Source organism: Bathymodiolus thermophilus thioautotrophic gill symbiont (assembly GCF_003711265.1).
Classification (GTDB): Bacteria; Pseudomonadota; Gammaproteobacteria; order PS1; family Pseudothioglobaceae; genus Thiodubiliella.
Window position 1 is genome coordinate 1194687 of sequence record NZ_CP024634.1, and the last position, 24614, is coordinate 1219300.

Below are 24614 nucleotides of genomic sequence, written 5' to 3' on the forward strand. Positions count from 1 at the left end.
TGCCCTAAAATTATAGTAAATGTCAGAAGCTAAAAATACTTCTTTCGAGGAATGCCTGCAGAAACTAATAGTGTCTCTGGAGGCTTCTTTGTATGAGGAAGCCACTACGCAACTTGCCAATTTACATTCGGCTGAAATCGCCCGCTTATTAGAAGCCATCCCCCCTAAGGATAGAGCGCAACTGTGGCTTAATATTGACACTGGCACACAAGGCGATATTCTTAAAGATTTAAGTGAGGAAGTGCGCACACAATTGCTCAGTAAAATGGAAGTTGATTCCATTGTTGAGGCCACCGAAAGTTTAGACATGGATGATTTGGCAGATATTGTGCCTAATTTACCTGAGTCGGCATTACACAATTTACTGCTAACTTTGGATCACAAGCATCGAAATCATTTAAAGCGTGTGTTGTCTTACCCTGAAGATTCTGCTGGCGGTTTGATGAATATTGACATTATTACCGTTCGTGACGATGTTACTGTGCGCACGGTAATTCGCTATTTGCGTTTATTAAAGGAAATGCCGATTGATACCGATCAGGTATTTGTCGTTGACCGTGCTTATAAATATTTGGGGTCAATTCATATTTCTACGCTATTAACTAACGAGGCAGAGCAAAATATTGCTCCTTTAATTAACAAAAATTTTCATCCGATTGTTGCCGATATGCCTGAACACGAAGTGGCGAATTTGTTTGAACGGCGTGATTTGATTTCCGCTCCTGTGGTTGATAAAAACAATCAATTAATTGGTCGCATTACCATTGATGATGTGGTAGATGTTATTCGTGATCAGGCTGAACACTCGGTAATGTCCATGGCGGGACTGAGCGAGGAAGAGGATGTTTTTGCTCCTGTCTTGCAAAGTTCTAAACGCCGTAGTATTTGGCTAGGTGTTAATTTGGTTACTGTGTTTGTTGCTGTATTTTTCATCAGTCTTTTTGAAGCTACTTTACAAGAGAAAATCGCCCTTGCTATTCTGATGCCAGTGGTCGCTTCCATGGGGGGGATTGCTGGCACCCAAACACTTATTCTTGTTACTCGTGGCATTGCCACTGGTAGGATTACAACCTCTAATCTTAAAGTCTTAATGAACAAAGAGGTTGCCATTGGCGTTCTTAACGGTATCGTTTGGTCTTTGGTCATTAGTGCAGCAACTTACATTTGGTTTGCAGATTTAATGCTCAGTTTGGTTATTGCACTTGCTATCATCGTTAATCTAATCTTTGCTGCTTTTTCAGGTGCTTTTCTACCCTTGTTGCTGATTAGATTTAAAATAGATCCTGCGCTTGCTGGTGGTGTTATTCTTACCACTATAACCGATGTTATTGGCTTTGTTGCTTTTTTAGGGTTGGCGACTTTGGTTCTTTAAAGTCCCGATGAAATTTTTTGCTAATCATCCATATTTATGCAAAGGTCTCTATAAAGTATTTTTTAAAAGTCGGTAGCAATGTCGTTATTGGCTAGCCAAACTTTGAATTTTTCCTGAATGGCACCTAAGGTTTTTTCGTCATCCGCTTCAAAGCGCAACACGAGGCAGGGGGTGGTGTTAGAAGGGCGAACCAATCCCCAGCCGTTATCGTAATCTACACGCACGCCGTCGATGGTGGTGATATCGGCATTAGGAAAGTGGATGTTTTTGGACAATCTGTCCATGGCATCGAATTGCTGTCCTTGTTGCTCAAAGGGGATGTTGATTTCTGGTGTGTTAAAACTGTCGGGCAAATCAGCAAAGATTTGTGCGCAAGTCTGGTCAGTTTTTGATAGAATTTCCAGTAATCTGGCACCTGCGTAGAGAGCATCATCAAAGCCATACCAGCGTTCTTTGAAGAAAATGTGTCCACTCATTTCACCACCAAGTGCCGCACCTGTTTCTTTTAATTTGGCTTTGATAAAACTGTGCCCTGTGCGTGACATAATGGCTTTGCCACCATGCTCAATAATGTCTTTGGGGAGGCGTGATGAGCATTTAACATCAAAGACGATTTTGGCGCCTTGGTTGCGGTTAAGAATGTCTCTTGCGTATAAAATCATTTGCCTATCTGCCCAAATGACGGTGCCTTTATTGTCAATCAAACCCAGTCTATCGCCATCGCCATCAAAGGCAAAGCCCATATCTGCATTGGTGTTTTTAACCTCTTCAATTAGGTCTTTGAGATTGTCAAGTTTGGCAGGGTCGGGATGATGATTGGGGAAATTGCCATCAACTAGGCAGAATAATTTTGTTACTTTTACCCCCAGTTGTTCATACAGTTTTGGGGCGATATTGCCTGCAATACCGTTGCCTGCATCAACAACAATATGAAGGGGCTTGTCCAAAGTAAGGTCATGAGTGATGCGTTCAATATAGTCTTGTTCAATATCTACTTTGGTCGAAGTGCCATGACCTGTGGAAAAATCGTTGTCTTGAATGCGTTGGTAAAGCGCTTGAATGCGTTCGCCTGAGAGGGTTTCACCTGCAATCATAATCTTGAAGCCGTTGTATTGGGGTGGATTGTGCGAGCCGGTAATCATAACCCCAGAGGTGGCTGCTGTTGTGTGAGCGGCGTAATAGACTAACGGTGTTGGCACCATGCCGATATCAACCACATGACAGCCACTTTGTTTGAGCCCTGCTTTTAGGGCATCCATTAATTCAATACCACTTAGGCGACCGTCACGACCGACGACGACACCACGCTCACCTTTGGCAATGGATTCGCTACCAATGGCTAAACCGATGAGTTTAACGACTTCAGGGGTTAATTCTTGCTCAACAATGCCACGAATGTCGTAGGCTTGAAAGATTGATTTTGAGATGAACATACTGATAAAATATTAAAAAAAACAAGGCTTATTTTAATGAAAGAACAGTTTGAAGTGATTGAAATTGAAAATCAAACGATGAAACTCAAGGTGAATCGTTCGTCAGGCTGCCACAGTTGCGAAGCACGAAGTGGCTGTGGTACAGGGATATTGGCAAATTATTTTGAACAATACACACTGTTTAACAAACCCTTGCAAAGTGGGGCGACAGTCGGTGATTTCATTACTCTGGAAATTTCATCAAATGAATTGTTTTATCGGGCGTTTCAACTTTATATGTTGCCACTTTTAGCCTTGTTTGCAGGCGGAATACTGGGTAATATACTATATCCTGCGTTAGAGGGGGTGCAAATTTTGTTGGCTTTTGTGGGATTTTTTGCGTCACTTTTATTGACAAAATATTTTGTAAAGTAAACCTTTAAAGCTTCCTAAATTTGGGATAATTAGCCCATTCTTTATAAATACATTTCTTTTAAATTATGTCAACTCAAGATATCGATCCTTTAGAGACCCAAGAATGGCTAGAAGCCTTTAAATCTGTTGCCCGTGTTGAGGGTGATGACCGTGCTAAATTTTTATTAAATAAATTGATGGATATGGCACATCAAGAAGGGATGGATTTGCCAACGGGTGTTAATACCGCTTATCTTAATAGTATCGCCAAAGACAGGGAAGTGGTTACGGATATTGATGCGGATATTGAGGAGAAAATTTCAGCAATTGTTCGTTGGAATGCCATGGTGATGGTGGTAAAGGCTAACCAATTGCCGTATGATTTGGGTGGACATATTGCTTCTTTTGCCTCTAGTGCCACTTTGTATGAAGTGGGTTTTAATCATTTTTATCGAGGTCCTGATGCAGAACAGGGTGCAGATTTAATCTTTTTCCAAGGGCATATTTCACCAGGTATTTATTCTCGTGCTTTTTTAGAGGGGCGCATTACCGAGGCGCAAATGTTGTTATTCCGTCAAGAGGCGGGCAAAGACGGGTTAAGTTCGTATCCACATCCATGGTTAATGCCTGATTTTTGGCAATTTCCAACTGTTTCCATGGGGCTGGGCCCAATTATGGCGATTTATCAGGCACGGTTTATGAAATATTTGCATCACCGTGATATTCAGCCGACTGATCAACGCACAGTTTGGGCGTATTTGGGTGATGGCGAAATGGACGAGCCTGAATCGCTGGGTGCAATTTCCTTGGCAGGTCGTGAAAAATTAGACAACTTAATTTTTGTGATTAATTGTAATTTACAGCGCCTAGATGGCCCCGTGCGTGGCAATGGCAAAATTATTCAAGAATTGGAAGGCATGTTCCGAGGTGCAGGCTGGAATGTGCTTAAAGTAATTTGGGGTGGCGAGTGGGATAAATTGCTTGCTAAGGACAATACTGGGTTACTTAAAAAGCGTATGGAAGAAGTGGTGGATGGCGAGTATCAGGCTTATAAAGCCAAAGATGGTGCTTATGTGCGCAAACATTTCTTTGGTAAGTATCCAGAATTATTGGCAATGGTTGAAGACCTTAGTGATGACGATATTTATGCACTTAATCGTGGTGGACACGACCCTTTTAAAGTCTTTCAAGCCTATCATGCTGCCAAAGCCTGTAGTGACAAACCAACGGTTATTTTAGCCAAAACGGTTAAAGGTTACGGCATGGGTGAAGCGGGCGAAGGTCAGAATACCACGCATTCGCAGAAAAAACTTGGACTTGAACAAGTTGAAAAATTTGCCAAACGCTTTGACATACCTGTTACCGAAGAAGATGCCAAGCAGCTAAATTTTTACAAACCAGTCGATGACAGCGAAGAAATGACTTATATGAATGCCCAACGCCAAAAGTTAGGTGGCTCATTGCCCGCTCGCTCGTTTGAATTGGAAACATTGCCCACGCCAGAATTGAGTGTTTTTGAGGCGTTGTTAAAATCCAGCGGTGATCGTGAACTTTCAACCACAATGGCACTTAATCGCATTATGGCACTGCTGGTTCGTGATAAACAACTGGGTGCTAAAATTGTGCCTATTATTCCTGATGAAGCACGCACTTTTGGCATGGAAGGATTGTTCAGACAGCTTGGCATTTATTCCGCCTCAGGGCAGCTTTATCAACCTGAAGACTCTGATAAAGTAATGTGGTATAAGGAAGACAAAAAAGGCCAAGTGTTACAAGAAGGCATTAACGAAGCCGGTGCAGTTTCCGATTGGATTGCCGCTGCTACAGCCTATGCCACACACAATACTACCATGATTCCGTTTTATATTTATTATTCTAAATTTGGCTTCCAACGCGTAGGTGATTTGATTTGGGCAGCAGGTGATATGCAAGCCAAAGGTTTCCTAATTGGTGGCACAGCAGGGCGCACAACGCTAAATGGCGAAGGACTACAGCACGAAGATGGAGATTCACACATTGTTGCTAACACCATCCCAAATTGCGTGTCATACGACCCAACTTATGGCTATGAATTGGCAGTCATTGTTCGTAGCGGATTATATCGAATGTATGAAAAACACGACAATATTTTTTACTATATTACCGTTATGAATGAACTTTATACCCATCCAGAAATGCCAGCAGGCGCAGAAGATGGGATCATTAAAGGCATTTACCAATTGCATAGCGATGCTGATGCACAAGTGCAATTACTTGGCAGCGGCACCATTCTCAGAGAAGTCGAAAAAGCCGCACAAATGCTAGCAGACGATTGGGGTATAAAATCTAATATTTGGTCAGTAACCAGTTTCAATGAATTAACCCGTGAAGCACAGGCGATTGACCGAGAAAACAGATTTAGCGCCGACACCCCCAAAGTGCCTTATATCACCCAATGTTTAGCAGATGCAAAAGGCCCTGTAATTGCCACCACCGACTATATGCGCAATTACGCCGAGCAAGTGCGCAAATACATTCCTAATCGTTATGAAGTCCTTGGCACAGATGGTTTTGGTCGCTCAGATTCACGGGCTGCTCTTAGAGATTTCTTTGAAGTTGATGCTAATTATGTGACAATTGCCACCCTTAAAGCCTTAGTTGACGAAGGGAAAATGGACGCATCTAGCGTTGCCGCTGCAATTAAAAAATACGGTGTTGATATAGAAAAACCAAATCCAATGACGGTATAAAAAGGGTAAGAAAATGACACAAGAAGCGTATTTAAAAGAACTTAGGTCAGGCGTAAAAATGCAATTTAAAGATTTAATGGCATTGGTTGATGATAATTTTAACCACACTCCTGCATCATTTACCAATGGTACTCTTGACAATTCTGAGGATGAAAACCAAGGGAGTGCAAAATTATTTGGCTTTGCTGCCATTCATCAATTAACCCCATTAGAAACGCTGCACTGTTTTGGTGAACACTACCAAGATGTTTTAAACGACCCTCAAGGCATTGCACATCAAAATATCCGCAATTTTATTATTTATGGCTGGGAAGGGGTGAAATTCAATTCGCCCGTATTAATACCATTTTCAAAATGAGGTTTTTGCAAAAAAAAAGCCTTATTTTATTTGCTCTTTTCCCCATATTCATAATACCCCAAACCTGCTAATACAAGAACAGTGCCACCAATTTGCATCAGCGTTAGGGTTTCGTTGTTAAATAACGACCCCAGTAACAAAGCAAAAACAGGGGTCATTAGTGGCACAATACTCACCACCCTTACACTCGCATGCTTGATTAAATGATAATAAGAGATAAAGCCAAGAACTGAGCCGAATGTAGATAAATAAGCTATGGACAGCGCCCCTTTAAGGGTAATTTCAGGGATTGTTCCTTCGCTAAAAAACCACACAACAATAAACAAAGGAGCGCTAAACAACAAGGCACCTGTGGTGGTTTCTAATGCTGAAATCTGGGCGTTGATTTGTTTGAGTTTGACCGATATAAACGCTTGAAAAACCACACCAAAGGCAATTGCCAAAAGCCCATGAACAAGGTCTCTTGATTCCGTTAAAGAATGAGAAAAAATAACAAGCAACCCGCTTAATCCCAGCAGCAAGCCAACCATTTTATTAAAACCAAAAAACTTATCCTTTAATAATATCAGCGCAAACACGCCAGTTATAATGGGCGTCAAACCAAATACTATAGAGATAACGCCAGAGGCTAGATTTTGTGAAGCATAATAAATCAAACCCAAGGTGACAAACACCCCCAAGCCAGCATACCAATAGTTCAGTAAACTTGAGGGTGTTAAAGTGAGTTTCTGCTTTTTTATTAGCAATAGCAACAAACAAATACTCAATCCAAGCGTCATTCTGACAGCAACGCCAAAATGATGACTGGTACCAAGGGTTGACCAAACAATCGCAAGCGGGGTGGTTGACCAAATGACAACCACAGATAAAAAAACCAGTGTTATTGGCATCGCTATATTAAAAAGATTAGATTTTGCTCAAACAGTTGTTTGGCAAGTTCTAGGCAATGTAATGATTCAACACGCCGTTTGTTGCAAAAATCCACCAAATCTCCCGCATCAATCCCCTTAAACTCAACTTCTTCCCCATTCGCAAACACCCGAACAATATTGTTTTCTCGCAAATAAGCAATCTTACACACAGAATAAAGCTGGTAACGACCACACACATCAAAGCCTTCATCTTGATTTTCATACTCAAACAATTGCAAAGTCTGCACATCCATCACATCCAACTTTGTGACAAATTGAGCAAACTGCACACCGCTAATATCCAGCAAAATTTGCGCCTGTTGAACGGCGCTATCAGAAATTAATGCAGGTTGTCCAATATCACACCACTGCGGATCCTGATAATAAGTACCTTTCATCCCATCAGGACAGGGCTTATCCATAAACTCATACAACTCCTGCGCTCCATAAGCCCGATACCCAAAAGACAGTGTTGTGCATTCCTCATCCAAACTCACCCCATGATGTGCGACTTTTGGTGGCACATAAAGCACATCCCCCGGCTCAACAACAAACACTTGCTCCGCTTCAAATTTATCCATAATCCTCAACGGCACATCCTCTAAATAATTTTCCATTTCACAATTTTTTGTACTCAAATGCCAACGCCTCTTCCCCGTTCCTTGTAATAAAAATACATCGTAATAATCAAAATGTGGCCCCACACTTCCACCCGTGGCAGCATAAGAAATCATCACATCATCAAAACGCCACCGAGGAATAAAATCAAATTTCGACACCAAATCACCCACTTCATCAACATACCTATCCACCCCTTGAACCAATAGCGTCCAATCTTGCGCTGGCATATCCAAAAAATCCTGCTCCGTAAAAACCCCATTACGCAACGACCACGACGCCCCCACACGACCCGTAATCAATCGAGATTCAAACACATCTTCAAGCGCTAATCCAGCCAATTCATCAGGCACAATTGGTGAAATAAAATCAGGTACAGCCTGCTTAATCAGCAACGGCTTCTTCTGCCAATACACTTGTAAGAATTGCTCCAAAGATATTTTTCCAAAATGTATCATTTAGCAATAAGCAAAAAAAAGCAGATTTTAACACAGACATATTGAGGCCTTTGCATAAATATGAATGATTAGAAAAATTCAATTTTTGCCCACTTGGTAATTTCTTAAACCTTGTCCTAACAGGGATAAGGCTGGGTTTAAAAAATTACCAAGTGGGTGAAAGGCAGATTCTTGATGATTGTTTATATTTATGCAAAGGTCTCATTTTAAGTAAAAAAACCAATAAACCCAATAAAAACCCACAAACATTACAATAGTAATTTTTTTTAAAATAGGATTTAAAGAAAGTATTACATGGCAACTCTCTAGGAAGGAAAAAATTGAATTTTCCAATTTTTTATTTATACAAAATTCCTGCTTTATAATATTGTAGATTACAACATGGTTAACATATTAAATGACATCCTTGGAGTCTTACCATCAAGCCTATACCTACGACACAGGCAACAACCTGACCCATCTATCACACCAAGCACAAAGCAACACTTGGCAACAAACCGTCACCCTGCACCCAAACAGCAACCGTGGCACTGAAAACAACAACCCAAACAACTTTGATGCCAACGGCAATTTATCAAACCTAGACAATATCGGCAATCTAAATTGGCACTACAACAACACCCTAAGTAAACTTACCAAACAAAATAAAACCACAGAATACTATGTGTATGACCATCAAGGCAACCGAGTCCGCACCGTTATTGAAGCCAATAACCAAATACAAAGCCAAAGAAACTACCTTCCTTCACTAGATATTTCAACCAACCAAACCAATACCCTGCATATCGGCACCCACATCCTCAGCGAGCAAACCAAAGACAGCACACAAACCCGCTACCAACTCTCTAACCACCTACAAACCAATACTTTAGAACTTAACGACCAAGCCCAAATCATCAGTTACGAACATTGCTACCCCTATGGCGGCACCGCCATCATCGCTGGCAAAGACAAAACCCAAGTCCAACAAAAACGCTACCGCTACACAGGCAAAGAAAGAGACGACAGCAGTGGTCTATACTATTATGGCGCCAGATACCTAGCCCCTTGGTTGGCAAGGTGGATAAGTCCAGATTCAGCAGGCAGTGTTGATGGCTTGAATTTGTATGTTTATGTTGGCAACAACCCACTTAAATATATTGACCCAACAGGGCATATTTTCACCATATCTTGGGATCATTTTATCCCAGTGATTAACACACATATGCAGACTAACTTGTTAAATCTTTGGGTTGGAGAAAATCATGAAGAACTCAAAGGAAAGCAATTGTTTTTTGATTTAAATCACGCCATTATTCATGAAAGAGATATGGTATTTGAAGACACCTCTCCAGGAATCAAGAAGGTTCCCTCTTGGAGAGAAGGAGTCCCTGGGGTTTTTGAAGAGCACATTGGGCTTAGTGACATCCAAACCCAAAAATTAAAAAAAGTGTGGGATTCTGTGTATAGACTAACAGAACATCGTGCTTGTTATACGATTGGCGAAAGAGATTGGAAAGATGTGGCTAGTGATGAAAAAATATTGAAACAAGGGGGTCTAAAAAGTGGTGCAGATTTTTTAGTAGGTGCCGCTCATTTGCTGGATCATGGGTTAGACGACTTTGCAAAATCCCAAGGATATTGTACAAAGTCCCATCCTGTTTACTGGCATTTTGAACCTGATATTAGCATTGCTTTAATTCCAAAAGAAGTTATCGACCTGGATTCTGAGGATCGTTCCAGAAACACCAGAACAGCAGATGAATATGGTTTGTGGGTTAAAGGTATCGATGGTTCAGTAGAAGGCGCCTTTTTGGTTCTTGGTCAAAAGCATGTTATGAAAAATATCTTTGGTAATTTGGCAAAAAAAATCCCGGAAAATTTAAACACCTTAAGCCCCTCCGAATAAAAGGCATGTCAATCTATCTAATGAGTCCTTAAAGTCCATCATTAAGCGCAAGTAATATTTACACCCCTTAAACACACAAAAATTAAATTTTGTCCATTCTTTTTATTTCTATACAAAGGTCTCATTTATAATGCCATAAAAGTAAATTATCAATGTATTAAATGACATCTTTAGAACGCTATCATCAAACTTACACCTACGACATAGGCAACAACCTGACCCATCTATCACACCAAGCACAAAGCAACACTTGGCAACAAACCGTCACCCTGCACCCAAACAGCAACCGTGGCACTGAAAACAACAACCCAAACAACTTTGATGCCAACGGCAATTTATCAAACCTAGACAATATCGGTAGTCTAAATTGGCACTACAACAACACCCTAAGTAAACTTACCAAACAAAATAAAACCACAGAATACTATGTGTATGACCACCAAGGCAATCGAGTCCGAACCGTTATTGAAACCAATGACCAAATACAAAGCCAAAGAAACTACCTTCCTTCGCTAGATATTTCAACTAACCAAGTCAACACCCTGCACATTGGCACCCACATCCTCGTCGAACAAACCAAAGACAATACCCAAACCCACTACCAACTCTCCAACCACCTACAAACCAACACCTTGGAACTCAACGACCAAGCCCAAGTTATTAGTTACGAACACTACTACCCCTATGGTGGCACCGCCATCATCGCCGGCAAAGACAAAACCCAAGTCCAACAAAAACGCTACCGCTACACAGGCAAAGAAAGAGACGACAGCAACGGTCTATACTATTACGGCGCCAGATACCTAGCCCCTTGGTTGGCAAGGTGGATAAGCCCAGATTCAGCAGGCAGTGTTGATGGCTTGAATTTGTATGTTTATGTTGACAACAACCCACTTAAATATATTGACCCAACAGGGCATATTTTCACCATATCTTGGGATGATTTTTCGCTTATAATCAACATACGCTTGGACGCTAAACGATTAAATATTTGGGTTGGAGAAGAACATGAAAGACCAGAAGGAAAGCAATTGTTTTTTGATTTAAATCACGCCATTATTAATAAAAGAGATATGGTATTTGAGGACGCCTCTCCAGGAATCAAGAAGGTTTCCCCTTGGAGAGAAGGAAGCCCTGGAGTTTTTAATGTACACAGGAGGCTTAGTGGCGTCCAAGCCCAAAAATTAAAAGAAGCGGGGGATTCTGTGTATAAACTAACAAAATATCGTGCTTGTTATACGATTGGCGAAAGATCCTGGAAAAATGTGGCTAGTGATGAAAAAATATTAAAACAACAGGGTCTAAAAAGCGGTGCAGATTTTTTAGTAGGTGCCGCTCATTTGCTGGGTCATGAGTTAGGCGACTTGACAAAACTCCTAGGGTGTTGTGCAGAATCCTATCCTGTTTACTGGAATTTTGAACCTGATATTAGCATTGCTTTGATTCCAAAAAAAGTTGTTGATCTGCCTTCGATAAATTACCCCAGAGAGACTAGAACAGCAGATGAATATGGCTTGTGGGTTAAAGGCGCTGATAACTCAATAGAAAACGCCTTTTTAGTTTTGGGTCAAAAACATGTAATGAAAGACCTTTTTAGCGATTTAGCAACAAAAATACCAAAGGATTTACATCTCTTAGCTGCCCCTTCAAGTTTAACAGCCAACTTATCAAGGAGATCAAGACGCTGTGTTATTTTATGATACCATTTTCAAAAAATCAAATTTTTCCAATCATCCATATTTATACAAAGGTCTCATTTATAATGTCATAAATGTAAAACTATTAAAACTATTAAATGGTATCTTTAGAACTTTATCATCAAACTTATACTTACGACACAGGCAACAACCTGACCCGTCTATCACACCAAGCACAAAGTAACACTTGGCAACAAACCATCACCCTGCACCCAAACAGCAACCGTGGCACTGAAAACAACAACCCAAACAACTTTGATGCCAACGGCAATTTATCAAACCTAGACAATATCGGCAGTCTAAATTGGCACTACAACAACACCCTAAGTAAACTTACCAAACAAAATAAAACCACAGAATACTATGTGTATGACCATCAAGGCAACCGAGTCCGCACCGTTATTGAAACCAATAACCAAATACAAAGCCAAAGAAACTACCTTCCTTCACTAGATATTTCAACCAACCAAACCAACACTCTACATATTGGCACCCACATCCTCAGCGAACAAACCAAAGACAGCGCTCAAACCCGCTACCAACTCTCCAGCCACCTACAAACCAATGCCTTGGAACTCAACGACCAAGCTCAAGTCATTAGTTACGAACACTATTACCCCTATGGCGGCACCGCCATCATCGCCAGCAAAGACAAAACCCAAGCCCAACAAAAACGCTACCGCTACACAGGCAAAGAAAGAGACGACAGCAGTGGTCTATACTATTACGGCGCCAGATACCTGGCCCCTTGGCTAACAAGGTGGATAAGCCCAGATTCAGCAGGCAGTGTTGATGGCTTGAATTTGTATGTTTATGTTGGCAACAACCCACTTAAATATATTGACCCAACAGGGCATATTTTCACCATATCTTGGGATGATTTTGTGTTTATACTTAACAAACACTTGTCCACTAAAAAATTGAATCTTTGGGTTGGGGAAAATCATGATGAAGTAGAAGGGGGTAAAATAATTCTTGATTTAAATGGCAGTTTTTGGGAGGATAGAAACCTGATATTCGAAGAAACTGATCACACCAAAGCTGAGCCACTCTCCTCTTGGAGTAGTGGCGCACCTTATTTACGATTCACAACATTAAACTCTCAAAAATTAAGAGAAATGGTAAGATCTGTGCACGAGCTATCAAAGCGTCGAAAAAGTTACGCCTTTGCTGCAAATGATTGGAAAGATCTCGCTCTTGATTATGTAGAATTAAAAAGACAAGGTCTAACGGGAGAGTCAGATTTCTTACTAGGTGCGGCTCATTTATTATTTCACAAATTACACACTTATGCAAAACAGTCTGGAATGGATGAAAAATCTTTTCCTGCTTATTGGAATTTTGAACCCGATACCAGCATTGCCTTAATTTCAAAACAAACGCTTGATAATTTTCCTATGAGTCTTTCTAAAGATTTAAGGGGAAAAGAGGAATATGGCTTGTGGGTTCACAACAAGGATGGCTTAGTAAAAAATTCCATTTTAATTCTTGGTCAGAAGCATGTCATAAAAGGCATCTTTGGCGATTTAGCAACAAAAATACCAAGAGATTTGCACCTCTTAACTCCCCCCTCAAGATCAACAGCCAGCTTACCAGTGAGAACAAAACGCTGTGTTATTTTATGATACCATTGTCAAAAATCAAATTTTTCCAACCCTCCCATTTATACAAAGTTCTCATTTATAATGCCACAAAAGTAAAATTATTAATGCATTGAATGATATCCTTGGAACTTTATCAACAAACTTACACCTACGACACAGGTAGCAATCTGACTCGCCTATCACACCAAGCACAAAGCAACACTTGGCAACAAGCCATCACCCTGCACCCAAACAGCAACCGTGGTACTGAAAATAACAACCCAAACAACTTTGATGCCAACGGCAATTTATCAAACCTAGACAATATCGGCAGTCTAAATTGGCACTACAACAACACCCTAAGTAAATTTACCAAACAAAATAAAACCACAGAATACCATGTATATGACCACCAAGGCAACCGAGTCCGCACCGTTATTGAAGCCAATAACCAAATACAAAGCCAAAGAAACTACCTTCCTTCACTAGATATTTCAACTAACCAAGCCAACATCCTACATATTGGCACCCACATCTTTGCCGAACAAACCAAAGGCAACATCCAAACCCACTACCAACTCTCCAACCACCTACAAACCAACACCTTGGAACTCAATGACCAAGCCCAAGTTATTAGTTACGAACACTACTACCCCTATGGCGGCACCGCCATCATCGCTGGCAAAGACAAAGCCCAAGTCCAACAAAAACGCTACCGCTACACAGGCAAAGAAAGAGACGACAGCAGTGGACTATATTATTACGGTGCCAGATACTTAGCCCCTTGGCTAATAAGGTGGATAAGTCCAGATTCAGCAGGCAGTGTTAATGGTTTGAATTTGTATGTTTATGTTGACAACAACCCGCTTAAATATATTGACCCAACAGGGCATATTTTCACCATATCTTGGGATGATTTTTCGTCCATAATTAACAAACACTTGGAAACTAAACGATTAAATATTTGGGTTGGAGAAAATCATGCGAAACCAGAAGGAAAGCAATTGTTTTTTGATTTAAATCACGCCATTATTCATAAAAGAGATATGGTGCTTGAAGACGCCTCTCCAGGAATCAGGAGGCTTCCTCCTTGGAGAGGAGGAAGCCCTGAATATTTTGATGTGTATAGAAGGTTTAGTGGCGTCCAAGCCCAAAAATTAAAAGAAGCGGGGGATTCTGTGCATAAACTAACAGAACATCGTGCCTGTTATACGATTGGCGAAATATCCTGGAAAGATGTGGCTAGTGATGAAAAAATATTAAAACAACTGGGTCTAAAAAGCGGTGCAGATTTTTTAGTAGGTTCCTCTCATTTGCTGAATCATGGGTTGAGCAACTCTGCAATATTCCTAGGACATTGTACAAACTCCTATCCTGTTTACTGGCATTTTGAACCTGATATTAGCATTGCTTTGATTCCAAAAGAAGCTACCAACCTGAATTTTTCGGAGTATTCCAGAAACACCGGAACAGCGGATGAATATGGCTTGTGGGTTAAAGGCGCTGATAACTCAATAGAAAACGCCTTTTTAGTTTTGGGTCAACAACATGTGATGAAAGACCTTTTTGGCGATTTAGCAACAAAAATACCAAAGGATTTACATCTCCTAGCTGCCCCTTCAAGCTTAACAGTCAACTTATCAGGGAGATCAAGACGCTGTGTTATTTTATGATATCATTTTCAAAAAATCAAATTTTTCCAATCATCCATATTTATACAAAGGTCTCATTTATAATGTCATAAATGTAAAACTATTAAAACTTTAAATGGTATCTTTAGAGCTCTATCATCAAACTTATACCTACGACACAGGCAACAACCTGACCCGTCTATCACACCAAGCACAAAGCAACACTTGGCAACAAACCATCACCCTGCACCCAAACAGCAACCGTGGCACTGAAAACAACAACCCAAACAACTTTGATGCCAACGGCAATCTATCAAACCTAGACAATATCGGTAGTCTAAATTGGCACTACAACAACACCCTAAGTAAACTTACCAAACAAAATAAAACCACAGAATACTATGTGTATGACCACCAAGGCAACCGAGTCCGCACCGTTATTGAGGTCAATAACCAAATACAAAGCCAAAGAAACTACCTTCCTTCACTAGATATTTCAACCAACCAAACCAACACTCTACATATTGGCACCCACATCCTCGTCGAACAAACCAAAGACAATACCCAAACCCACTACCAACTCTCCAACCACCTGCAAACCAACACCTTGGAACTCAACGACCAAGCCCAAGTTATTAGTTACGAACACTACTATCCCTATGGCGGCACCGCCATCATCGCTGGCAAAGACAAAACCCAAGTCCAACAAAAGCGTTACCGCTACACAGGCAAAGAAAGAGACGACAGCAGTGGCCTATACTATTATGGCGCCAGATACTTAGCCCCTTGGCTAGCAAGATGGATAAGTCCAGATTCAGCAGGCAGTATTGATGGTTTGAATTTGTATGTTTATGTTGACAACAACCCGCTTAAATATATTGACCCAACAGGGCATATTTTCACCATATCTTGGGATGATTTTTCGTCCATAATTAACAAACACTTGGAAACCAAACGATTAAATATTTGGGTTGGAGAAAGTCATACCGAACTAGAAGGAAAGGTATTGATGCTTAATTTGGACAGTGATATTCTGCAAAAAAGAAACATAATATTCGAAGCATGTAACAAAAGAGCCGGTACAGTTATCCCTTGGAGCAAGGATTCGCCACACCTTTCTTTAGGGTATATATTGAGTGATGCAGCCAAATCCCAAAAATTAAAAGATACATCAAGCTCTGTATATAAACTAACGCAACACCGAAAAGGCTACAGCATTGCTTCAGATGATTGGAGCAATGTTGTTTCTGACAAAGCAGAATTAAAAAGACAAGGGCTAACAGGAGGGTCGGATTTTTTAGTAGGTGCTGCTCATTTGATGTTTCACGCAGTAGATGGCCATGCAAAAAGCATGGGAATGAGTAAAAATGCTTTTCCCGCCTATTGGAATTTTTCACCCAATACCAGTATTGCTTTAATCCCAAAAACAGTTTTTGACAATTTCCCTGCGAGCATTTCTAGAAAATCAGGAGCAGGAAAAGAATACGGCTTATGGGTTCTTGGCAAAGACGGGTCAACAGAAAATGCCGCTTTAATCCTGGGTAAAAAACATACTATAAAAAATATATTTGGTAATTTGGCAACAAAAATACCAAGAAGTTTCTACGCATTAAAACCCCCTTCAACATCAACAGCCAGCCCCCCAGAAAGAACAAAAAGCTGTGTTATTTTATAACGCCACTTAATGCCATTTTCAAAAATAAAATTTTGCTAACCCTTTACTTTATGCAAAGGCCTCATTTATAATGAGACCTTTGCATAAATATAAATAATTATCAAGAATCCACTTTTTCACCCACTTGGTAATTTTTTAAACCCAGCCTTAGCTCTGCTAGGACAAGGTTTAAGAAAATTACCAATTGGGCAAAAATTGAATTTTGCTAATCATCCATATTTATGCAAAGGTCTCATAATGTCATAAAAGTAAAGTTATTAAATGATACCTCTAGAACTCTATCGTCAAATTTACACCTACGACACAGGCAACAACCTGACTCATCTATCACACCAAGCGCAAAGTAACACTTGGCAACAAACCATCACCCTGCACCCAAACAGCAACCGTGGCACTGAAAACAACAACCCAAACAACTTTGATGCCAACGGCAATTTATCAAACCTAGACAATATCGGCAGTCTAAATTGGCACTACAACAACACCCTAAGTAAACTTACCAAACAAAATAAAACCACAGAATATTATGTGTATGACTACCAAGGCAACCGAGTCCGCACCGTTATTGAAACCAATGACCAAATACAAAGCCAAAGAAACTACCTTCCTTCATTAGATATTTCAACTAACCAAACCAATACTCTACATATTGGCACCCACATCCTCGCCGAACAAACCAAAGACAATGTCCAAACCCACTACCAACTTTCTAATCATCTGAAAACCAATGCCTTGGAACTCAACGACCAAGCCCAAGTTATTAGTTACGAACACCACTACCCCTATGGTGGCACCGCTATCATCGCCGGCAAAGACAAAACCCAAGCCCAACAAAAACGCTACCGCTACACAGGCAAAGAAAGAGACGACAGTAGCGGTCTATACTATTACGGCGCCAGATACCTAGCCCCTTGGCTAACAAGGTGGATAAGTCCAGATTCAGCAGGCAGTGTTAATGGCTTGAATTTGTATGTTTATGTCGGCAACAATCCACTTAAATATATTGACCCAACGGGGCATATTTTTACCATATCTTGGGACGATTCTTCGTTCACAATTAACACATACTTAGAAACTCGGCAATTAAATCTTTGGGTTGGAGATAATCATTATGAGCCAGAAGGAAAACAATTAATCCTTGATTTAGATAGTGCTATTATGCAAAAAAGAAACATAATATTCGAAGCATCTTTTCACAAAAAAGCCTACCGACTCCTCCCTTGGGTAGAAGGTGCGCTAGATCTTTTTTTAGAATACCTGTTTGTGGAAGATGCAACCAAATCCCAAGAATTAAGAGAATCAGTAGAATCTGCATACAAACTAACAAAATACCGACAAGGCTACACCATTGCCTCAGATAGTTGGAAAGGCATTGCCCTTGATGAGGCAGAATTAAAAGAACAAGGCTTAACAGGAGGGTCAGATTTTTTAGTAGGTACCGCTCATTTGCTATTTCACACATTAACCACCATAGGAGCAGAGATTGGAATGCATGAAAATGCTTTTCCCGTCTATTGGCATTTTGCAGCCGACACCAGTATTGCTTTAATTCCCAAAAGAAATCTTGACACCTATCCCACGAGTCTTGATAGAGATTTTAGGCAAGGAAAAGAATACGGCTTATGGGTTTACGGCAAAGACGGCTCAATAGAAAATGCCTTCTTAATTATCGGTCAAAAGCCTATCATGAAAAGCGTCTTTGGCAATTTGGCAACAAAAATACCAAAAAATTTACACACATTAGATCCCCCTTCAGGATTAACAGTCAGACCCCTATCAGCAAGAACAAAACGCTGTGTTATTTTATAACACCACCTGAGTCCAACAAGTAAAACTTGTGTCAACAATTGGGCATTTGTGCGTTAAAATAAATGCTTTAAAATTTTTTGACATTACATCAACAACAAGGAGAATTATGTTTGATAAATCCCAGACTTTAGCCAAGGTAGATAGCGATATTGCAGAGGCAATTGCCAAAGAAGAAGCGCGTCAAGAGGCGCATATTGAATTAATTGCCAGTGAAAATTATACTTCGCCAGCCGTGATGGAGGCACAGGGGTCGCAATTGACCAATAAGTATGCTGAGGGCTATCCGCACAAACGATATTATGGTGGGTGTGAGCATGTAGATGTGGTGGAGCAGTTGGCGATTGACCGTGCTAAGGCGTTGTTTGGTGCGGATTATGCGAATGTACAGCCGCATTCTGGTTCGCAGGCAAATGCGGCGGTTTTTCAGGCATTGTTGGTACCGGGGGATACGATTTTAGGGATGAGTTTGGCGCATGGTGGGCATTTAACGCACGGTGCGGCACCGAGTTTTTCGGGTAAGAATTTTAATGCGGTTCAATATGGCTTAAATGAAGCAACGGGTGAAATTGATTATGAACAAGTCGAACAACTTGCCAAAGAGCATCAGCCAAAGATGATTATTGCTGGTTTTTCGGCGTATTCTCGTGTGGTGGATTGGCAGAGATTTAGAGATATTGCCGATGCAGTTGGTGCTTATTTTATGGTGGATATGGCACATGTTGCAGGTTTGATTGCCGTCGGGGAATACCCATCACCTGTTGGTATTGCTGATGTGACAACGACGACGACACACAAAACTTTGCGTGGCCCTCGTGGGGGGTTAATTTTGGCTAAAGCCAATGCAGAAATTGAGAAAAAACTTAATTCTGCAATTTTCCCAGGTATTCAAGGTGGGCCATTGATGCACATTATTGCTGCTAAGGCAGTGAGTTTTAAAGAGGCAATGAGTGACGAGTATAAGGCGTATCAAAAACAAGTTAAAGTTAATGCGCAAGCGATGGCGAACACATTTATTAAACGAGGGTTTGATGTGGTATCGGGCGGTACAGATGACCATTTGTTTCTCGTGAGTTTTATTGACCAAGGGCTAACAGGTAAGGCAGTGGATGCGGCTTTGGGCAATGCACATATTACGGTTAATATGAACGCTGTGCCGAATGACCCGCAGTCGCCTTTTATTACCAGTGGGATTCGCGTCGGTACGCCAGCGGTAACAACACGAGGGTTTAACGCAGTAGATTGTGCCGAATTAGCGGAATGGATGTGTGATATTTGTGACGACTTAGACAATCAAGCGGTGATTGATGAAGTGAAAATCAAAGTTGCCACGCTTTGCGCCAAACACCCTGTTTACAACTAAAAAATGCGCTGCCCATTTTGCCAATCTGATGACACCAAAGTTCTAGACACGCGTTTGATTGACGACGGTTCTCAGGTGCGTAGAAGGCGGGAATGCACGGCTTGTAATGAACGCTATTCAACCCGTGAAGTGGTTGATTTAAATCCACCAAGGTTGATTAAAAGTGACGATTCTCGTGAATCTTTTAGTGAAGAAAAATTGCGTTTTGGTTTGCTCAAAGCCCTAGAAAAACGCCCTGTAACAACCGCACAAATAGAAACAGCCATTCAGCATATTCGGCATAAATTAATGACACAATCTGATCGAGAGGTGTCAACCAATAGGTTGGGGCGATGGGTGATGGAAGAATTAAAGGCGCTTGATGAAGTGGCATATATTCGTTTTGCCTCTGTTTATCGACAATTTCAAGATGTGGAAGCCTTTCGCTTGGAGATAGACAAACTAATGGCAAAAAATGGCAAAAACTAAACTAGAGTTTGTTTGCAGAGCGTGTGGTGCGGCGCATCCTCAATGGGCAGGGCAATGCTTAGAATGTAAGGCTTGGAATACCTTGGAAGAGGTGGTGTTGTCGCAAATCGCCTCCTTAAAGCCAACTATCTTGCAAGACTTGCCACCTTCAAAAGTACAAAGACTCTCTGAGATTAAATCTGAGAGCAAACCCAGACTCACCACTGGACTCACAGAACTTGACCGCACCCTTGGCGGTGGCTTGGTTGATGGCTCTGTTGTTTTAATTGGTGGCGATCCGGGAATTGGCAAATCCACTTTGATTCTACAGGCTATGTCAGTTATTAATAAAAGCAACACGGCTTTATATGTAAGTGGCGAGGAATCTGCACAACAAGTGAGCGATAGAGCGGTGCGTTTGGGCATCAAAGAAGATATTTTGCTGTTGAACGAAACCCACCTTGAGAAAATCATCACATTTGCCAAAGAACTACAGCCCAAAGTTATTGTTATTGATTCCATTCAAACCATGGTTACTGACGGTTCAGCTTCTGCACCCGGTTCAGTTACCCAAGTGCGAGATTGTGCCGCACAGTTGACACAATATGCCAAGCATACCAATACTATTTTATTATTGATTGGACATGTGACCAAAGGCGGTGCATTGGCAGGGCCTAGAATTTTAGAACACATGGTTGATTGTGTGTTGTATTTTGAAGGCGATGCAGGCGGGCGTTATCGCATTATTCGTGCGGTTAAAAATCGCTTTGGTGCGGTCAATGAAATTAGCGTTTTTGCGATGCGGGAAACTGGCTTGCAACAAGTTGAAAACCCGTCAGCAATATTTTTGTCCAATCAAGCCAAACCCTCCCCCGGATCAATGGTAATGGTAACGCGTGAGGCGACCAGACCACTTATGATTGAAGTGCAAGCATTGGTTGACCAAGCGAATGGTAATCCTAGGCGTGTCAGCGTAGGATTGGATCAAAATCGCCTAGCCTTGCAACTTGCCATCTTGCACAAACATGGCGGCATTGCTACTTTTGACCAAGATGTGTTTGTGAATGTGGTCGGTGGTATTAAAGTGAATGAAACTGCCTCAGATTTGGTGGTAATGTTGACCATTATGTCAAGCTTGAGAGATAAAGTTATCCCGAATAATTGGATTGCTTTTGGCGAAGTCGGCTTAACGGGTGAAGTTCGTCCTGTTTATAACGCCATTGAGCGCCTAGCAGAAGCGCAGAAGCACGGCTTTAAAATTGCCATTATTCCAAAGGCGAATACGCCTAAAAAATCTATCAAAGGCTTAAAAGTTGTTCCCGTTGAATACCTTTATCAGGCTTTGCAATATATGTCTGAAAATACTTGATGAGACTTTTGCACAACCACCCACTTGGTAATTTTTTAAACCCAGTCTTATCTCTGCCTTGACAAGGTTTAAGAAAATTACCAAGTGGGCAAAAATTGAATTTTGCCAATCATCCATTTTTTTTAAATTCAAGTCTTTTAAGAAAAATATTCAAAGGTATAATTCCGTAAAAATAATAAAAACAAAGTTAAAAGAGGAAAATATGAAAGACACTCAAGCGAAATCATCAACTGCAACACAACAAAATAAAGCACAAAAAATCACCAACCAGCTTAATGAAAAAATACTTATTCTTGCCAAAGGAATCATAGCCTTTGTTGCGACTGTATCCATTGCAGTTGCTGCTAATACTGGCATCGTTACTTACAAAAAAATGCAAACGACAGCGCCTAATGACGCAGTAACCATTATTGCCACTGATGTTGCAGGCAACACAACACAACAGACTGCTGTATCGGTGAAAACCTCTGTTGCAAAAGGCTTTATTATGAATGGTGAAAATGCTGGGGATTGGAGTGGCTTTTCAGTTTCCTCAGCAGGCGATGTTAATGGCGATGGCTTGGATGACTTGATTGTTGGCGCTTATTTTGCTAAAAGCGCAGCAGGTAAATCTTTCGTCGTGTTTGGTAAGGCTAACGGAGCCATTGTTAATTTATCAGCCATAGTCCTTGGCACAGGTGGCTTTGTTATTAATGGTGAAGATTCTGGGAGTCATAGTGGTCACTCAGTCTCCTCAGCAGGCGATGTTAATGGCGATGGCTTGGATGACTTGATTGTTGGTGCTTATCAAGCGGTTCCTGGTGGCAAAAACAAAGCAGGTGAATCTTATGTAGTATTTGGTAAAGCTGATGGAACTGCTGTTAATTTATCAACCATAGTCTCTGGTGCAGGCACAGGTGGTTTTGTTATTAATGGTGAGAGTGCTGAGGATTGGAGTGGCTTTTCAGTCTCCTCAGCAGGCGATGTCAATGGTGATGGCTTGGGTGACTTAATTGTTGGTGCTTATCAAGCAGCCCCTGGTGGTAAAAACAAAGCAGGTAAGTCTTATGTAGTATTTGGTAAAACTAATGGAACTGCTGTTAATTTATCAGCCGTAGCCTCTGGTACAGGTGGCTTTGTTATGAATGGTGAGAGTGCTGGGGATTGGAGTGGCTTTTCAGTCTCCTCAGCAGGTGATGTCAATGGCGATGGCTTAGGTGACTTGATTATTGGTGCTTATTTTGCTACTCCCGATGATAGAGCAGGTCAATCAGGTCAAGCAGGTAAAACTTATGTCGTGTTTGGCAAAGCTGATGGGACTGCTGTTAATTTATCAACCATAGCCTCTTCTCACACGGAAACAGGCTTTATTATTAATGGTGATAAAGCTGGGGATCGGAGTGGCTTTTCAGTCTCTTCAGCAGGTGATGTCAACGGTGATGGCTTGGATGATTTGATTCTTGGCACTTATTTTGCAGATCCTGATGGTAAAAAAATAAGTCAAGCTTTCGTCGTGTTTGGCACAGCTGATGGGAACGCTGTTATTTTATCAACGCCCATAATCTCTGGCCCAGGTGGCTTTGTTATTAATGGTGATAAAGCTGGGGATCGGAGTGGCGCCTCAGTCTCCTCAGCAGGCGATGTCAACGGTGATGGCTTGGATGATTTGATTGTTGGTGCTTATTACGATGGTGGAAGCCAAACAGGCAAATCTTTCGTTGTGTTTGGTAAGACTGATGACGATGTTGTTAATTTATCAGCCATGGCTCTTAACACGGGTACAGGTGGCTTTGTTATTAATGGTGCGAATTCTGGGGATTGGAGTGGCGCCTCAGTCTCCTCAGCAGGCGATGTTAACGGCGATGGCTTGGATGATTTGATTGTTGGCGCTTATTTGGCAAACCCTGCTGATGGCAAAGGTTTGGCAGGTGAATCTTTCGTAATATTTGGCAAAACCGATACAAAAGCCGTTGATTTGGCAGATATTCGTGCTGGCAAAGGTGTTATTGCCCATGCCGTTGATTTTCAAGGTGATACTAAGGACAACACGCTAACAGGTACCTCTGCCGATGAGTTGTTTGTTGCTGGTTCAGGTAATGATGTTTTAACAGGTAATGGCGGCACCGATGTCTTTAATGCAGGCAAGGGTAACGATACTATTATTGTTAATGCGGATAACCTTGCTAAACTCTCCAGTAAGGTGCTTGGTAGCCTTTTGCTTGCTCGTGTCAATGGCGGTGGTAATACTGATACGCTGAAATTAGCAGGTACTGGTCTAAACCTAGATCTTACGCAAATAGCCAATGGCCGCATTCAAGACATTGAGATTATTGATTTGACAGGTTCAGGTAATAATACTTTGACACTTAATTTGAATGATTTGCTGGATGTTTCCAGTGTAACCAATGTGCTTAAAGTTGTTGGTAATTCGGGTGATAAAGTTAAAGCAACTGGATTCAGCAAGTCAGGTACAAAGCATGCTGATGGCAAGACTTATGATGTGTATGGCAATACCAAAGCGCCTACTGCAAAACTGTGGATAGAGCAGGGTTTAACGGTGATTTGACAACCGTTCTATTGTTTTGTACCTAACTAAAAGGCAAGACTTGGTGTAATGAGTGATTTTTTTTAAACCTTTTTCGGGCGGTTGCAAATCGTTCCCTACGGTTGGGCGTCGTTAGAAAAATTGTCAAGTGGATGAAAGTAGATACTTGATAACTACCCATCTTTGCACAAAAATCCAATAAGCACCTTTAGGTATATTTAGCACCTATTTTCAATTACCCATATTATTCTTTAAGGCGAATTTAACCTATAGGTGTAACGCTTTCGCTTAAAAATAGCCCTTGCTAACCATTCGTATTGATGCAAAGATTTAATGCCAAAAAAAAGCTTGTATTGCTA

The 24614-nt window shown here is 41.1% G+C and carries 17 protein-coding genes; 14 read left to right on the forward strand and 3 right to left on the reverse strand.

The genetic code is table 11. The annotated features are described in order from the left end of the window. Nucleotides 1-19 precede the first annotated feature (19 nt). Nucleotides 20-1372 carry a magnesium transporter gene (mgtE, locus tag MS2017_RS04495; RefSeq protein ID WP_071564252.1) on the forward strand — a complete coding sequence of 451 codons (1353 nt, stop codon included), beginning with the start codon at nt 20-22 and terminating at the stop codon, nt 1370-1372. Nucleotides 1373-1434: 62 nt separating this feature from the next. On the opposite strand, the gene MS2017_RS04500 is transcribed toward mgtE, so the two are convergent. Beyond that, nucleotides 1435-2805: a phosphomannomutase/phosphoglucomutase gene (locus tag MS2017_RS04500; protein ID WP_122951404.1), complete on the reverse strand. Its 1371-nt coding sequence runs from the start codon at nt 2803-2805 to the stop codon at nt 1435-1437. Nucleotides 2806-2841: 36 nt separating this feature from the next. Between MS2017_RS04500 and MS2017_RS04505 the strand changes: the two genes are divergently transcribed. The 3 genes from MS2017_RS04505 (at nt 2842) to MS2017_RS04515 (ending at nt 6285) form a co-directional block, all read left to right on the forward strand. Then, complete coding sequence (locus MS2017_RS04505; RefSeq protein ID WP_122951405.1) at nt 2842-3219, forward strand: SoxR reducing system RseC family protein; 378 nt, start codon at nt 2842-2844, stop codon at nt 3217-3219. 65 nt (nt 3220-3284) lie between these two features. Then, the gene (gene aceE, locus MS2017_RS04510) at nt 3285-5927 is read left to right on the forward strand and encodes a pyruvate dehydrogenase (acetyl-transferring), homodimeric type (protein ID WP_122951406.1); all 2643 of its coding nucleotides are present in this window, start codon (nt 3285-3287) and stop codon (nt 5925-5927) included. A 13-nt stretch (nt 5928-5940) separates the two neighbouring features. Further along, nucleotides 5941-6285: a HopJ type III effector protein gene (locus tag MS2017_RS04515; RefSeq protein WP_122951407.1), complete on the forward strand. Its 345-nt coding sequence runs from the start codon at nt 5941-5943 to the stop codon at nt 6283-6285. Nucleotides 6286-6311: 26 nt separating this feature from the next. Here MS2017_RS04515 and MS2017_RS04520 read toward each other — a convergent pair whose 3' ends face one another. Together MS2017_RS04520 and MS2017_RS04525 are read right to left on the reverse strand one after the other, a co-directional pair. Next, on the reverse strand, nt 6312-7175 hold the full coding sequence (locus MS2017_RS04520; protein WP_071564242.1) for a DMT family transporter: 864 nt from the start codon (nt 7173-7175) through the stop codon (nt 6312-6314). Nucleotides 7176-7177: 2 nt separating this feature from the next. Next, nucleotides 7178-8248, reverse strand: coding sequence for a cupin domain-containing protein (locus MS2017_RS04525; RefSeq protein WP_164707606.1), 1071 nt, complete (start codon nt 8246-8248; stop codon nt 7178-7180). A gap of 421 nt (nt 8249-8669) precedes the next feature. On the opposite strand from MS2017_RS04525, the gene MS2017_RS04530 reads away from it, so the two are divergent. The 10 genes from MS2017_RS04530 to MS2017_RS04575 all read left to right on the forward strand — a co-directional run bounded on the left by MS2017_RS04530 (nt 8670) and on the right by MS2017_RS04575 (nt 24276). Then, nucleotides 8670-10160 carry an RHS repeat domain-containing protein gene (locus MS2017_RS04530; protein WP_122951409.1) on the forward strand — a complete coding sequence of 497 codons (1491 nt, stop codon included), beginning with the start codon at nt 8670-8672 and terminating at the stop codon, nt 10158-10160. A gap of 161 nt (nt 10161-10321) precedes the next feature. Then, complete coding sequence (locus MS2017_RS04535) at nt 10322-11860, forward strand: RHS repeat domain-containing protein (protein WP_122951410.1); 1539 nt, start codon at nt 10322-10324, stop codon at nt 11858-11860. Between the two features lie 95 nt (nt 11861-11955). Then, a complete protein-coding gene (locus MS2017_RS04540) occupies nt 11956-13482 on the forward strand; it encodes an RHS repeat domain-containing protein (RefSeq protein WP_122951411.1) in 1527 nt (508 codons plus the stop codon). Between the two features lie 92 nt (nt 13483-13574). Then, a complete protein-coding gene (locus MS2017_RS04545) occupies nt 13575-15113 on the forward strand; it encodes an RHS repeat domain-containing protein (protein WP_122951412.1) in 1539 nt (512 codons plus the stop codon). Between the two features lie 94 nt (nt 15114-15207). Further along, nucleotides 15208-16746 (forward strand): RHS repeat domain-containing protein, encoded by a 1539-nt coding sequence (locus MS2017_RS04550; protein WP_122951413.1) that lies wholly within the window; start codon nt 15208-15210, stop codon nt 16744-16746. A 261-nt stretch (nt 16747-17007) separates the two neighbouring features. Beyond that, nucleotides 17008-18555: an RHS repeat-associated core domain-containing protein gene (locus MS2017_RS04555; RefSeq protein WP_122951414.1), complete on the forward strand. Its 1548-nt coding sequence runs from the start codon at nt 17008-17010 to the stop codon at nt 18553-18555. A 106-nt stretch (nt 18556-18661) separates the two neighbouring features. Further along, nucleotides 18662-19915, forward strand: a complete 1254-nt coding sequence (glyA, locus tag MS2017_RS04560; RefSeq protein ID WP_122951415.1) for a serine hydroxymethyltransferase — start codon at nt 18662-18664, stop codon at nt 19913-19915. 3 nt (nt 19916-19918) lie between these two features. Beyond that, a complete protein-coding gene (gene nrdR, locus MS2017_RS04565) occupies nt 19919-20383 on the forward strand; it encodes a transcriptional regulator NrdR (RefSeq protein ID WP_071563321.1) in 465 nt (154 codons plus the stop codon). Continuing rightward, nucleotides 20370-21731, forward strand: coding sequence for a DNA repair protein RadA (gene radA, locus MS2017_RS04570; RefSeq protein ID WP_071563320.1), 1362 nt, complete (start codon nt 20370-20372; stop codon nt 21729-21731). Before nrdR ends, radA begins: the two co-directional genes overlap by 14 nt. 202 nt (nt 21732-21933) lie before the next feature. Beyond that, nucleotides 21934-24276 carry a beta strand repeat-containing protein gene (locus MS2017_RS04575; protein WP_122951416.1) on the forward strand — a complete coding sequence of 781 codons (2343 nt, stop codon included), beginning with the start codon at nt 21934-21936 and terminating at the stop codon, nt 24274-24276. The last annotated feature ends 338 nt before the right edge of the window (nt 24277-24614 follow it).